Annotated in this window: 13 protein-coding genes; 11 read left to right on the top strand and 2 right to left on the bottom strand. The window is 73.5% G+C overall.

Features of this window, described 5'->3' with window-relative positions:
- Positions 1-34 precede the first annotated feature (34 nt).
- Positions 35-481 carry a hypothetical protein gene (locus tag ABEA42_RS13260; protein ID WP_345503979.1) on the top strand — a complete coding sequence of 149 codons (447 nt, stop codon included), beginning with the start codon at positions 35-37 and terminating at the stop codon, positions 479-481.
- 303 nt (positions 482-784) lie between these two features.
- Positions 785-1,534, top strand: coding sequence for an aggregation-promoting factor C-terminal-like domain-containing protein (locus ABEA42_RS13255; RefSeq protein WP_345503977.1), 750 nt, complete (start codon positions 785-787; stop codon positions 1,532-1,534).
- 216 nt (positions 1,535-1,750) lie between these two features.
- On the opposite strand, the gene ABEA42_RS13250 is transcribed toward ABEA42_RS13255, so the two are convergent.
- Positions 1,751-3,196 (bottom strand): class II fumarate hydratase, encoded by a 1,446-nt coding sequence (locus ABEA42_RS13250; protein WP_345503976.1) that lies wholly within the window; start codon positions 3,194-3,196, stop codon positions 1,751-1,753.
- Positions 3,197-3,213: 17 nt separating this feature from the next.
- On the bottom strand, positions 3,214-4,185 hold the full coding sequence (gene coaA, locus ABEA42_RS13245; RefSeq protein ID WP_345503975.1) for a type I pantothenate kinase: 972 nt from the start codon (positions 4,183-4,185) through the stop codon (positions 3,214-3,216).
- A 79-nt stretch (positions 4,186-4,264) separates the two neighbouring features.
- On the opposite strand from coaA, the gene glmS reads away from it, so the two are divergent.
- The 9 genes from glmS to tsaD all read left to right on the top strand — a co-directional run bounded on the left by glmS (position 4,265) and on the right by tsaD (position 13,098).
- Complete coding sequence (gene glmS, locus ABEA42_RS13240) at positions 4,265-6,124, top strand: glutamine--fructose-6-phosphate transaminase (isomerizing) (RefSeq protein WP_345503973.1); 1,860 nt, start codon at positions 4,265-4,267, stop codon at positions 6,122-6,124.
- Between the two features lie 10 nt (positions 6,125-6,134).
- Entirely contained in the window at positions 6,135-6,485 is a 351-nt protein-coding gene (locus ABEA42_RS13235) for a holo-ACP synthase (protein WP_345503970.1), read from the top strand.
- Positions 6,485-7,939 (top strand): bifunctional ADP-dependent NAD(P)H-hydrate dehydratase/NAD(P)H-hydrate epimerase, encoded by a 1,455-nt coding sequence (locus tag ABEA42_RS13230; RefSeq protein ID WP_345503968.1) that lies wholly within the window; start codon positions 6,485-6,487, stop codon positions 7,937-7,939. The genes ABEA42_RS13235 and ABEA42_RS13230 overlap by 1 nt, the downstream gene beginning before the upstream one ends.
- Positions 7,940-8,004: 65 nt before the next feature.
- A complete protein-coding gene (alr, locus tag ABEA42_RS13225; protein WP_345503966.1) occupies positions 8,005-9,189 on the top strand; it encodes an alanine racemase in 1,185 nt (394 codons plus the stop codon).
- A complete protein-coding gene (locus ABEA42_RS13220; protein WP_345503964.1) occupies positions 9,186-10,361 on the top strand; it encodes an alpha/beta fold hydrolase in 1,176 nt (391 codons plus the stop codon). Before alr ends, ABEA42_RS13220 begins: the two co-directional genes overlap by 4 nt.
- Before the next feature lie 25 nt (positions 10,362-10,386).
- Entirely contained in the window at positions 10,387-10,932 is a 546-nt protein-coding gene (tsaE, locus tag ABEA42_RS13215; RefSeq protein WP_425572082.1) for a tRNA (adenosine(37)-N6)-threonylcarbamoyltransferase complex ATPase subunit type 1 TsaE, read from the top strand.
- The gene (gene tsaB / locus ABEA42_RS13210) at positions 10,932-11,606 is read left to right on the top strand and encodes a tRNA (adenosine(37)-N6)-threonylcarbamoyltransferase complex dimerization subunit type 1 TsaB (protein ID WP_345503963.1); all 675 of its coding nucleotides are present in this window, start codon (positions 10,932-10,934) and stop codon (positions 11,604-11,606) included. Before tsaE ends, tsaB begins: the two co-directional genes overlap by 1 nt.
- Entirely contained in the window at positions 11,603-12,052 is a 450-nt protein-coding gene (rimI, locus tag ABEA42_RS13205) for a ribosomal protein S18-alanine N-acetyltransferase (RefSeq protein WP_345503961.1), read from the top strand. Before tsaB ends, rimI begins: the two co-directional genes overlap by 4 nt.
- Positions 12,049-13,098, top strand: a complete 1,050-nt coding sequence (gene tsaD, locus ABEA42_RS13200; RefSeq protein ID WP_345503960.1) for a tRNA (adenosine(37)-N6)-threonylcarbamoyltransferase complex transferase subunit TsaD — start codon at positions 12,049-12,051, stop codon at positions 13,096-13,098. The genes rimI and tsaD overlap by 4 nt, the downstream gene beginning before the upstream one ends.
- Positions 13,099-13,125 lie beyond the last annotated feature (27 nt).

The raw sequence follows: 13,125 nt of genomic DNA, 5'->3' as shown, positions 1-13,125 counted from the left end.
GGGCGACCACCCCGAGCGCCGCGCCGTACGAGGCGTGCTCGCCCTCGGGGTGGTCGTCGCGCTCGGGGTGGTTGTCGCGCTCGCAGGGTGCGCGGGGGAGCCCGAGGCGCCCCGCGGCTACGAGCGCCTCGGCGTGGCGGACGGCTCGACGCTGTACGCCAAGCCCGAGGGCGACGCGCAGGTCAGCGTGATCCTGCGCAGCGGCACGGCCGGGGTCGTGTGCAACTCCAGCGGGCCGGTCGGGTTCGGCACGTCGACGGCGCCGCAGCCCGCGCTCTGCGACGACAGCAGCCCCGAGGCCTACGCCTACGTGCTGCCCGTGCCGCGCGAGGGCGATGCGGCGGGGCCGGCGACCTGCGACAAGGGTTCCGGCGCACCGGTCGCGGTGAGCAGGGTGGTGACGCCGACGTCCTGGTCCTACGACTTCCTCGTCGCCGTGCGACCCATGCCGTTCGCCGGGGTGGCGACCTGCGCCCGCTGAGGCGGGCCTGCCGGGGGTGACGGGGTCGGGCCCCGCGCCACTGTCGGGACCTTGGGCCCTAGCGCGCCGTGGGGTCGTTCACGTCCAGATGGGCCCAGGATCGGACGAACGGGCCATTTCTCGGTCACAGGCGTCACATCCGTCACTCTGGTCTGGGGACGATTTCAACCCGGCGGGGGTCCTCGGGTAAGGTCTCGGTTTCATAACGAGCGCCGGGTAGAAGGCAGGGCCCCGCGCAGCTCTGTCCCCCCGGCACCGAACGAGGCCACCCACCGCGGTGGCCTCTCCCTTGGAGGAACCTGTATGAGCACGCCCTACCAGGGTCGTCACCGCAACGTGGCGACCCGCGGCAGGAAACCCTCTCGGTCCTCCGTCCTCACCCGTTCGCTGCGCCGCCCCGCCGTGACGTCCAGCCTCCTGCTGGCCGTCGTGGCGACCACCGCGGCCGGCTACCAGGCCACGGACCAGCGCCAGACCGGTACCGCAGCCTTCACGGTGAGCACGGAAGCCGTCGCGCAGGCCAACGAGCTCGCCGACGCCCAGATCGAGGACACCGCCCGGCTGGCCGCCGACCGCAACGACACCAACGCGAGCATCGCCGCGGTGCAGGAGCAGGACCGCCAGAAGGCGGTCGTCGCCGCGAAGGCTGCTGCTGCCGCCCGCCGTGAGGCTGCTGCCAAGGTGGCGCGCGAGAAGGCCCGCCAGGCGCTCGCGGCCAAGAAGCAGGCGCTCATCGCCAACGCGCAGAAGGACCCCCGCGCCGCGGCCCGCGCGCTGCTCGGCGACTACGGCTTCGACGACAGCCAGTGGAGCTGCCTGGACAACCTGTGGAACGGCGAGAGCGGCTGGCGCTTCAGCGCCGAGAACTCCAGCTCCGGCGCCTACGGCATCCCGCAGTCCCTCCCCGGCTCCAAGATGGCCTCGGTCGGCTCGGACTGGCGCACCAACCCGGTCACCCAGATCAAGTGGGGCCTGCAGTACATCAAGTCCTCGTACGGCACCCCGTGTGGCGCCTGGGGCCAGTGGCAGGCGCGCTCGCCGCACTGGTACTGAGCCCGCACGACTGACGAACGCCGCCCCCGCCTGTCGGGGGCGGCGTTCTGCGTTGCCCCCGCGACCTGTGTGCCGAAGTCCCAGACCTCGGGCCATACGGCCGCCGGTGCCCCGAAGTCCCAGACTTCGGGCCATGCGGCCGCCGGTGCCCCGAAGTCCCAGACCTCGGGCCATACGGCCCGCCCGTGCCCCGAAGTCCCAGACTTCGGGGGCGCGCTACCGAGGCGGCCGGGCCATCTTGAGCACGTCGAGGGCCTCGTCGAGCTGCGCCTCGGTGAGCTCGCCCCGCTCCACGTGGCCGCGCTCGACGACGACGTCGCGGATCGGGCGCCGCTCCTTCACGGACTGCTTCGCGACGGCGGCAGCTGCCTCGTAGCCGATGTAGCGGTTGAGCGGCGTGACGATGGACGGCGACCCCTGGGCCAGCTCCATAGCCCGCTCGCGGTCGGCCTCGATGCCGTCGACGCACCGGTCGGCCAGCAGCCTCGACGTCGTCGACAGCAGCGTCGTCGACTCGAGGACCGTGTGGGCCATCAGCGGCAGCATGACGTTGAGCTCGAAGGCTCCGGAGGCCCCGGCGAGCGTGATGGTCGTGTCGTTGCCGATGACGCGGGCGCAGGCCATCAGGGTCGCCTCGGGGATCACCGGATTGACCTTGCCGGGCATGATGCTCGAGCCCGGCTGCAGGTCGGGCAGGTGGATCTCGCCGAGGCCGCTGCGCGGACCGGAGGACATCCAGCGCAGGTCGTTGCAGATCTTGGTGAGGCTGACGGCCACGACCTTGAGCGCTCCGCTCAGCTCCACGACGGCGTCCTGCGCCGACTGGGCCTCGAAGTGGTCGGCGGCCTCCCTGAAGTCGACACCGGTGCGCTCGCTGACCTGGGCGATGACGGCTGCCGCGAACCCCGGGGCGGCGTTGAGCCCCGTGCCGGCCGCGGTGCCGCCGAGCGGGAGCTCCGCGGTCGCCTGCGCGGCGACGAGGACCCGCTCGGCGCCGAGCTCGACCTGCCGCGCGTAGCCCCCGAACTCCTGGCCCAGCGTCACGGGCACGGCGTCCATGAGGTGGGTGCGCCCGGCCTTGACGACGTCGGCGAGCTCCTCCTCCTTGGTCCTCAGGGCGTGCGCGAGGTGGACGAGAGCCGGGGCCAGCTGCTGGTGGACCGCCAGCGTCGCCGCGATCCGCAGCGCGCTGGGGAAGGTGTCGTTGCTCGACTGGCCGGCGTTGACGTGGTCGTTCGGGTGCACGGACTCCCCGGTCGCGAGGTGCGCGAGCCGGGCCAGCACCTCGTTGACGTTCATGTTGGTCGAGGTGCCGGAGCCGGTCTGGAAGACGTCGATGGGGAACTGGTCGTCGTGCCGGCCGTCGGCGACCTCCTCGGCCGCCGCGGTGATGGCCCGTGCCCGTGCCTCGTCGAGCACGCCGAGGTCGGCGTTGACGGCGGCAGCCGCGCCCTTGAGGAGCGCGAGGGCGTGCACGACACCCTCGGGCACGCGCTGGCCGGAGATGGGGAAGTTGTCGACCGCCCGCGCCGTCTGCGCACCCCAGAGCGCGTCGAGGGGCACCTGGACGTCGCCCATCGAATCGTGCTCGGTGCGGGTTGCGGGCGCGGGGAGGGAGGTGGCGGCGGAGGTGGGCTGGGTCGGGTCGGCGGCAGGCTCCATACCGGCCATTCTGCGCCCTACAGCTTGCGCAGGCGGATCCTGCGGACGCTGTGGTCCTTGCCCTTGGAGAGCACGAGCGTGGCCCGGCTGCGGGTGGGCAGGACGTTCTCGCGCAGGTTGACCTCGTTGATCTCCGCCCAGATCCGTGCGGCCCGGTCGCGCGCCTCGTCGTCGGAGAGCGCGGCATACCGGTGGAAGTAGGAGTCGGGGTCGGCGAACGCCGTCTCGCGCAGCCGCAGGAACCGCTCGATGTACCAGTGGCGGATGTCGTCGAGGTGGGCGTCGACGTAGACCGAGAAGTCGAAGAAGTCGCTCACCGCCATGCCGGTGCGGCCGTCGTCCTGCAGGCGTGGGGCCTGCAGGACGTTGAGGCCCTCGACGATGAGGACGTCGGGCTGCCGCACGACGGCCTGCTCGCCCGCGACGATGTCGTAGGTGAGGTGCGAGTAGACGGGGGCGGTCACCTCGGCCTTGCCCGCCTTCACCTCCGCGACGAACCGCAGGAGCGAGCGACGGTCGTAGGACTCGGGAAAGCCCTTGCGCTGCAACAGGTTGCGGCGCTCGAGCTCGGCGTTGGGCCACAGGAAGCCGTCGGTCGTCACCAGCTCGACCCGGGGCGTGCCGGGCCAGCGGGAGAGGAGCTCCTGCAGGAGGCGGGCGGTCGTCGACTTGCCCACGGCGACCGAGCCCGCGACGCCGATGACGAAGGGCGTCTTCGCCGGCCGCTCTCCCAGGAAGTCGCCGGTGATCCGGTGCAGCCTGGCCGTGGCCGCCACGTAGAAGCTGAGCAGGCGCGACAGGGGGAGGTAGACCTCCTCCACCTCGTTGATGTCGATCCGCTCGCCGAGTCCTTGCAGCCGCGCGAGGTCGGCGGCGTCCAGGCTCAGCGGCTGGTTCTCCCGCAGGCGGGCCCACGCGGCCCGGTCCAGCTCGACGTACGGCGAGGGGAGGGCGGTGTGGTTCGCGGCGGGATGCGTCACGCGCGACATTGTGGCCCAACGCGCCGACCCGCTCGCCGCCCCGCGCCGGATGCCGTCGCGGGCAGGGAGGGCCGTTAGGCTGCTCCGCATGTGTGGAATCGTGGGTTACGTCGGCCCCAACGCGGACGGCAAGGCACTGGACGTCGTCATGGAGGGCCTGGCGCGGCTCGAGTACCGGGGCTACGACTCCGCCGGTGTCGCCCTGGTGACCAGCGACGGCGTGGACACCGAGAAGCGCGCCGGCAAGCTCGTCAACCTGCGTGAGGCCCTGGAGGCCGACCAGCTCCCGGGCGCGACGACCGGTATCGGCCACACCCGCTGGGCGACCCACGGCGGCCCCACCGACCAGAACGCGCACCCGCACCGTGGCGGCGCGGACGGACGGCTCGCCCTGATCCACAACGGCATCATCGAGAACTTCCACTCCCTCAAGAAGGGCCTGGTCGCCGAGGGCGTGACCTTCGAGAGCGAGACCGACACCGAGGTGGCCGCCCACCTCGTGGCCGAGGCGTACGCCGGGACCGGTGACCTCACCGAGGCGATGAAGGCCGTGGTGAACCGCCTCGAGGGCGCGTTCACCCTGCTGGCGGTGCACGCCGACAGCCCCGGCGTCGTCGTCGGCGCCCGTCGCAACAGCCCCCTCGTGGTCGGGCTCGGTGACGGGGAGAACTTCCTCGGCTCGGACGTCGCGGCGTTCATCGGCCACACCCGCCACGCGCTCGAGCTCGGCCAGGACCAGATCGTCACCATCACGCCCGACTCCCACGAGGTCATCAACTTCGACGGGAGCCCGGCCGAGGGCAAGCCCTACGAGGTGACCTGGGACGCCGCGGCCGCCGAGAAGGGCGGCTACGCGACGTTCATGGAGAAGGAGATCCACGAGCAGCCGCACGCCGTGGGCGACACGCTCCTCGGCCGCACCGACATCGAGGGCCGGCTCGTGCTCGACGACATGTCGATCACCGAGGACCAGCTCAAGGACGTCGACCGGATCATCATCGTCGCGTGCGGCACCGCCGCCTACGCCGGCATGGTCGCCAAGTACGCCATCGAGCACTGGACCCGCATCCCCGTCGAGGTGTCGCTGGCCCACGAGTTCCGCTACAGCGACCCCATCGCCTCCGAGCGCACCCTCGTGGTCTCGATCAGCCAGTCCGGCGAGACCATGGACACCCTGATGGCCGTCAAGCACGCCCGCGAGCTAGGCGCGCTGACCCTCAGCATCTGCAACACCCACGGCTCCACCATCCCGCGGGAGTCCGACGCGGTCCTCTACACGCACGCCGGCCCCGAGATCGCGGTCGCGTCGACCAAGGCTTTCCTCGCCCAGATCACCGCCTGCTACGTCCTGGGCCTCTACCTCGCCCAGCTGCGTGGCGGGACCTTCGCCGACGACGCGCAGTCGGTGATGAAGGAGCTGCACGAGATCCCGGCCAAGCTCGAGGAGCTGCTCGGCCGCATGGACCGGGTCAAGGAGATCGCGCGGTTCATGGCCGACACGCGCTCGGTGCTCTTCCTCGGCCGCAACGTGGGCTACCCGGTGGCGATGGAGGGCGCGCTCAAGCTCAAGGAGCTCGCCTACATCCACGCCGAGGGGTTCGCGGCCGGCGAGCTCAAGCACGGGCCGATCGCGCTCATCGACGCCGGCCAGCCGGTCTTCATCGTCGTGCCCGGCCCCGGGACGCCCCACGAGCTGCACAAGAAGGTCGTCTCCAACATCCAGGAGATCCGCGCCCGTGGTGCCCGCACCATCGTGGTCGCCGAGGACGGTGACGAGGACGTGGTGCCGTTCGCCGACGAGGTGATCCGCGTGCCTGCCACGTCGCCGCTGCTGGCCCCGCTGCTGACCGTGGTGCCGCTGCAGGTCTTCGCGCTGCACCTGTCGAGCGCCAAGGGCCTCGACGTCGACCAGCCCCGCAACCTGGCCAAGAGCGTCACGGTCGAGTGAGCGGCGTCCGGTGATCGTGGGGGTGGGCATCGACGTCGTGGACGTCGAGCGCTTCGGGCAGACCCTGGAGCGCACCCCCGGCCTGCTCGACCGCCTGTTCACCGAGGAGGAGCGGTCACTGCCGCTCAACTCCCTGGCCGCGCGGTTCGCCGCGAAGGAGGCCCTCGCCAAGTCGCTCGGCGCGCCGGTCGGCCTCAACTGGCAGGACGCCACCGTGCGCCGCGGTGAGGACGGCCGCCCGCACCTGCACATCACCGGCACCGTCGAGGCCCGCGCCGAGGCCCTCGGCGTGCACGCCTGGCACGTGTCCCTCTCCCACGACGCGGGCATCGCCTCCGCCGTCGTCGTCGCGGAGGGCTGATGCTGCGCGCCTGGTCCGCCGACCGCGTCCGGTCCGCCGAGCGCGACCTCATGGCAGGGCTCGAGGAGGGCGAGCTCATGGCGCGCGCCGCGCAGGGGCTGGCCGAGGTGTGCTCGGCCAGGCTTCACCAGCGCGGGGGCACGCGCGTGGTGGTGCTCGCCGGTCCGGGCAACAACGGCGCGGACGCCCTGTACGCCGCGGCGCACCTCGCCGACGAGGGCTTCGCCTGCGTCGCCGTGCAGGGCGACTGGCCCCTGGCGGTCGGCGAGCCCGCGGCCTGGCTCGCCGCCGGGGTGCCGGTGCTCAGCGGCGACGACGACTGGGCCACCCCGCTGTCGGAGGCCGACCTGGTGCTCGACGGCGTCCTCGGCATCGGAGGCCGCCCCGGGCTGCCCGCCGAGGCCGTCGCCTGGGTGGACGCGGTCCCGCCCGACGCCTACGTCGTGGCCGTCGACCTGCCCTCCGGCCAGGACCCGGCAGGGGAGCAGGCGCAGGACGGCGGGGTCTACGCCGACGAGACGGTCACCTTCGCCGTCGCCAAGCCCGTCCACGTCCTGCCCGCCACGGAGTCCGCCGTCGGCCGCCTCACCGTCGTCGACATCGGCCTGGAGCTCGAGGGCCCGGCCGACGTGGAGCGGCTCGACTTCGCCGACGTCGCCGACCTGTGGCCGGTGCCGCACGCCAGCGACGACAAGTACTCGCGGGGGGTCCTCGGTGTCGTCGCCGGGGGAGAGGACTACACCGGTGCGCCGGTGCTGTGCTGCACCGCCGCGGTGGGTGCCGGTCTCGGCATGCTCCGCTACGTCGGCACGCCGGCCCCGACGGGCCTGGTCCGCGCAGCGGTCCCCGAGGTCGTCATCGGCGACGGGCGCGTGCAGGCGTGGGTCGTCGGGCCCGGGCTCGACACGACGTCCCGGGCCAGGGGCAGCAAGGCCCAGCTCGACGTCGCCCGCGCCGCCCTCGCCTCCGACCTGCCCGTGCTCGTCGACGCCGGTGGTCTCGACCTCGTCAAGGGGCGTCGCGAGGCTCCCACCCTGCTCACCCCGCACGCGGGCGAGCTCGCGCGGCTGCTTTCCCGGCTCGACCCCGACGCGGGCGAGACGACCCGGGAGCAGGTCACGGGTGCGCCCCTGGCCCACGCCCGCAGGGCGGCCTCGCTGACCGGAGCGACCGTCCTGCTCAAGGGCGCGACGACCCTCGTCGTCCCGCCCGAGGGGACCGTGCGGTCGCAGGCCGACGCGCCCGCCTGGACCGCCACGGCCGGAGCCGGAGACGTCCTGGCCGGGGTCTGCGGCGCCCTGCTGGCGGCGGGCCTGTCCCCGCTGGATGCAGGCTCGCTGGGTGCCCTGGTGCACGGCGTGGCCGCAGACCGGGCCAACCCCGGGGGCCCCGTGCGGGCGCTCGCGCTGGCCCACGCCGTACCCGGCACGGTCGCCCACCTGCTCACGCGCTGACCTCCGCGGCGCCACGGGTGCCCGCTCCGAGAACCTCGGGAGCGCCCGTGGAAGACTGGAGGGCGATGACCACCGAGACGGCGTCCAGCAACCCCCTCGCCCCGGCCCCGCCGGGGTTTCCCGCGTGCGCCCAGGTCGACCTCGGCGCCATCAGCGCCAACGTCGCCGCGCTGCGCCGCCACGCGCCCACGGCCGAGCTCATGGCCGTGGTCAAGGCCGACGCGTACGGCCACGGGCTCGTGCCCAGTGCACGCGCCGCCCTGCGCGGGGGCGCGACCTGGCTCGGGGTGGCCCAGCTGACCGAGGCCCTCGAGCTGCGCCGCGCGGGTGTGCAGGCGCCGCTGCTGTCGTGGCTGCACGTGCCCGGTCAGGAATTCGTCCCGGCGCTCGAGCAGGACGTCCAGCTCGGCGTCTCCACGACGTGGGCGCTCGACCAGGTCGTGGCTGCGGCGCGGACCACCGGCCGCACCGGGCGCATCCACCTCAAGGTCGACACCGGCCTGGGGCGCAACGGCGCCTGGGACGCCGACCTCGCCGACATCCTGGAGCGGTGCGCGGCCCTGCAGTCCGAGGAGCTCGTCGAGGTCGTCGGGATCTTCTCCCACTTCGCCTACGCCGACGCCCCGGAGCACCCCACGGTCCGCGCGCAGCAGGAGCGGTTCGAGGGCATCGTCGAGCAGGCGGGCCGGGCCGGCGTGCGGCCTCCCGTGCGCCACCTCGCCAACTCCGCGGCGACGCTGACCAACCCGTCCGCCCACTACGACCTCGTGCGTCCCGGCGTCGCGGTCTACGGGCTCTCGCCGGTGCCGGACCTCGGCTCGCCGGAGCACTTCGGGCTGCGGGAGGCCATGCGCCTGCTGTCGCACCTGTCCAGCGTCAAGGACTGCCCCGCCGGCCAGGGCATCTCCTACGGCCACGTCTACACCACGCACGAGCAGACCCGCCTGGGCCTGGTGCCCATGGGCTACTCCGACGGAGTACCGCGCAACGCCACCAACGTCGGCCCCGTCCTGGTCGGCGACCGCCGCCACACCGTGGCCGGGCGCGTCTGCATGGACCAGTTCGTCCTCGACCTCGGCCCCGACAGCACGGCGCGTGCCGGTGACGAGGTGGTCCTGTTCGGTGTCGGCGCCGCGGGGGAGCCGACCGCCCAGGACTGGGCGGTGGCCGTCGACACCATCAACTACGAGATCGTCACCCGGGTGGGCGCGAAGGTGCCCCGGGTCCACCTCGACGAGGTGCCTTCGTGACCCCACCTCCCAGCCGGGGCCTGGTCGGGCTCGGTATCGGGCTCGCGGCTGCCGGCGTCGCCACCGCGGCGGGGGTCGCGGCGGGCCGGGTCACCCGCGAGCGGACCGCCCGCCTGGCCGTCCTCGCGCCCGCCGGCGCCTACGCCCACGTCGCCGACCGGGAGCTCGCCGTCGTCGCCGACGACGGCGTCCCCCTCCACGTCGAGGTCGACGACCCGGCGGATGACGCCGCGCGCAAGGGCGCGCCCACGGTCGTCCTCTCCCACGGCTACACGCTGAGCCTGCGCAGCTGGGTGCTCCAGCGCAAGGCCCTCACCCGGGCGGGGTACCGCGTCGTGCTGTGGGACCAGCGCAGCCACGGCCGCTCGGAGGTGGCGGCCAGCGAGTCCTGCACCATCGACCAGCTCGGCCGCGACCTGCACCGGGTCATCGAGGAGGTCGTGCCCGAGGGGCCGCTCGCCCTCATCGGTCACTCGATGGGCGGCATGACGATGATGTCGATGGCCGAGCAGTTCCCCGAGGTCGTGCGCGAGCGGGTCGTCGCGGCGGCGTTCGTCGCCACCAGCGCCGGCGGGACCAACATGATGACGCTGGGCTTCGGGCAGTTCGTGGGACGGCTGCTCGGACGCCTCGGGCCGCGGTTCCTCGCCCGCATGGGCACCCAGCAGAAGCTCGTCAACACCGCGCGCCGCCTCGGTCGCGACGTCGAGGACCTCATCGTCGACCACTACAGCTTCGCCTCACCGGTGGCCCAGCACACCGTCCGCTACACCGGCGACATGATCATGGGCACGCCGCTGCAGGTGATGGCCGACTTCCTGCCGTCGATCAACGTGCACGACAAGCAGGCCGCCCTGGCGCAGTTCCACGGGGTCGAGACGCTCGTCGTCAACGGGCAGCAGGACCTGCTGACCCCACCGGACCACTCGGAGGCGATCGTGCGCCTCGTGCCCGGCGCCGAGCACGTCGTGGTCGAGGACGCCGGGCACATCATCATGCTCGAGCACCCCGAGGTCATCAACGAACAGCTCCTCGAGCTGATCGACCGCGGGATGCGCGCGGCGACCGCGCACGTCGACATCGAGCGCAAGCCCCGCGTACGGCGTACCGTCACCGACCTGTCCAAGCGTCGCCGGGTGGCGAAGGCCCGAAGGAGTGGTCGCAGTGCCTGACGCAGCACCCGAAAAGAGCGAGGTCGTGGGCCCGCAGCTGACGACCTCCGGCCAGACCCGCGCGTGGGGGGCCCGGCTCGCCGAGCTCCTGCGCGCCGGCGACCTGGTGGTGCTGACCGGCGGGCTCGGGGCCGGCAAGACGACGCTGACCCAGGGCATCGGCCAGGGCCTCGGCATCCGCGGCCCGGTCACCTCGCCGACCTTCGTCATCGCCCGCGTCCACCCCTCGCTCGTCGACGGCCCGCCGCTGGTCCACGTCGACGCCTACCGGCTCGGTGGGTTCGCCGAGCTCGACGACCTCGACCTCGACGCGACGCTCGACGACTCGGTCACCATCGTCGAGTGGGGCCACGGCCTGGCCGAGGACCTCACCGACGACCGCCTCGAGGTGCTCCTCGACGGCGAGGACGTCCGCTCGGTGCGGGTGGTCCCCCACGGAGCCCGCTGGGACGGGGTCGACCTCACCCCGCTCACCGAACCCGTTCCCCTGCCGGTCCTCGGCCCGGCGGACGACCACCCCACCGCGGGCCCGGACGACACCCGCCCCGACACCACGGAAGAGGCGCCCTGATGCTGCTCCTGGCCATCGACACCTCGACCTCCGCGATCACCGTCGCCCTGCGCGGTGACGGGATCGCCTCCAGCGCAACGGTGCTCGACGCCCGCGGCCACTCCGAGCACGTCAGTCCCCTCGTGCAGCGCTGCCTGGGGACGGCCCACCGCGAGCCGTCCGACGTGACCCACGTGGTCGTGGGCAACGGCCCGGGCCCGTTCACCGGCCTGCGCGTGGGGATCGTGACCGGCACCGTCTTCGCGCACGCCCGCGGCATACCGGTCCACGGCGTGTGCAGCCTCGACGCGCTCGCCGTCGACGCCGCCGCGCTCGTCGGCGAGGGGGACTTCCTCGTCGCCACCGACGCCCGGCGCAAGGAGGTGTACTGGGCCCGGTACACCGTCGGCGACGGCGACCTCGCGGGGGCGCCCCGTCCTCGTCGCCTCACCGACCCTGCCGTGGACCGTCCTGCGGACCTGCCCGAGGAGGTCCGCGCGCTCCCGACCGCCGGACGCGGCCCGGCGCTGTACCCCGAGCTCTTCCCCCGCGCCCTCGCAGCCCATGACGTGCAGGCCGCGTCACTCGCCCTCCTCGGGGAGTCGCTGCTGCAGGCGGGGGAGGCGCTGCCGGTGGAGCCCCTCTACCTGCGGCGGCCCGACGCCCTCACCACCGCCGAACGGGCCCGCCCATGAGGGACGTGCGCTGGACCGACATCCCCCGGCTCGCCGCCCTGGAGTCCGAGCTCTTCCCGGACGACGCGTGGGCGGAGGCGACCTGGTGGGCCGAGCTCGCCGCCCGCCCCAGGCGCGCCTACGTCGTCGAGGAGGACGCGGGCACGCTGCTCGGGTACGCCGGTGTCGACCTCGGCGGCGAGGTGGCCGACGTCATGACCATGGCCGTCGCCCCCGCCGCGCGCGGACGCGGGCTCGGGCGGCAGCTGCTCGACGAGCTGGTCGCGCGGGCACGCGACGACCACGCCGAGCACCTCATGCTCGAGGTGCGCGCCGACAACGACGTGGCCCGAAACCTGTATGACAGCAAGGGTTTCGAGGTCCTGACCGTGCGGCGCCGCTACTACCAGCCGGGCGACGTCGACGCCCACATCATGCGACTCAGCCTCGAAGGAGCCACCCAGTGAGCGCCGACCTGCCCCTCGTCCTCGGCCTCGAGACCTCCTGCGACGAGACCGGTGTCGGCATCGTGCGCGGCGAGGAGCTGCTCGTCGACGCGATCGCGAGCAGCGTCGACGAGCACGCGCGGTTCGGCGGGGTGGTGCCCGAGGTCGCCAGCCGCGCCCACCTCGAGGCGATGGTCCCGACGCTGGAGCGCGCCACCCGCGAGGCGGGGGTCCGCCTCGACGACCTCGACGCCATCGCGGTGACCTCCGGACCCGGCCTCGCCGGCGCGCTCATGGTCGGTGTCGCTGCCGCGAAGGCGCTCGCCGTCGCGCTCGGCAAGCCCCTGTACGGCGTGAACCACCTCGCCTCCCACGTCGCCGTCGACATCGTCGAGCACGGCCCGCTGCCGGAGCCGACGCTGGCCATGCTCGTCTCCGGCGGCCACTCCTCGCTGCTGCTGGTGCCGGACGTCACCCACGACGTGCGTTCGCTGGGCTCGACCATCGACGACGCCGCGGGGGAGGCGTTCGACAAGGTGGCCCGCGTGCTGGGGCTGCCGTTCCCCGGGGGCCCGCACATCGACCGCGCGGCCCGCGAGGGCGACCGGGTCGCCATCGACTTCCCGCGGGGACTCACCGCCGGGCGCGACATGGACCGGCACCGGTTCGACTTCTCGTTCTCGGGCCTCAAGACCGCGGTCTCCCGCTGGGTCCAGGCGCGTGAGGCGGCTGGAGAGCCCGTGCCGGTCGCGGACGTCGCAGCGTCGTTCCAGGAGGCCGTCACCGACGTGCTGACGCGCAAGGCGGTCCTCGCCTGTCGTGAGCACGGGGTGGAGAACCTCCAGATCGGCGGGGGCGTGGCCGCGAACTCCCGGCTCCGCGCGATGGCCCAGGAACGCTGCGACGCCGCGGGAATCAAGCTGCGCGTGCCCCGGCCCGGGCTGTGCACCGACAACGGCGCGATGGTGGCGGCCCTGGGTGCGCAGATGGTGCTCAAGGGCCGCGCGCCGTCCGACCTGTCGCTGCCGGCCGACTCCTCGATGCCGGTCACCCTGGTCCAGTCCTGACGCGGGTCGGCCGAGGCCGAGCCCGGC

The organism is Pedococcus ginsenosidimutans (assembly GCF_039544395.1).
In the GTDB taxonomy this organism is placed as follows: Bacteria; Actinomycetota; Actinomycetes; order Actinomycetales; family Dermatophilaceae; genus Pedococcus; species Pedococcus ginsenosidimutans.
Note: the sequence above shows the minus strand (reverse complement) of the source record. Positions and strands in the feature narration are given on the sequence as shown.

Excerpts from the sequence above, each read along its gene's own strand:
- ABEA42_RS13255 (WP_345503977.1), top strand. The coding sequence starts at position 785 with ATGAGCACGCCCTACCAGGGTCGTCACCGCAACGTGGCGACCCGCGGC.
- ABEA42_RS13250 (WP_345503976.1), bottom strand. The coding sequence starts at position 3,196 with ATGGAGCCTGCCGCCGACCCGACCCAGCCCACCTCCGCCGCCACCTCC.
- coaA (WP_345503975.1), bottom strand. The coding sequence starts at position 4,185 with ATGTCGCGCGTGACGCATCCCGCCGCGAACCACACCGCCCTCCCCTCG.
- glmS (WP_345503973.1), top strand. The coding sequence starts at position 4,265 with ATGTGTGGAATCGTGGGTTACGTCGGCCCCAACGCGGACGGCAAGGCA.
- ABEA42_RS13230 (WP_345503968.1), top strand. The coding sequence starts at position 6,485 with ATGCTGCGCGCCTGGTCCGCCGACCGCGTCCGGTCCGCCGAGCGCGAC.
- alr (WP_345503966.1), top strand. The coding sequence starts at position 8,005 with ATGACCACCGAGACGGCGTCCAGCAACCCCCTCGCCCCGGCCCCGCCG.
- tsaB (WP_345503963.1), top strand. The coding sequence starts at position 10,932 with ATGCTGCTCCTGGCCATCGACACCTCGACCTCCGCGATCACCGTCGCC.
- rimI (WP_345503961.1), top strand. The coding sequence starts at position 11,603 with ATGAGGGACGTGCGCTGGACCGACATCCCCCGGCTCGCCGCCCTGGAG.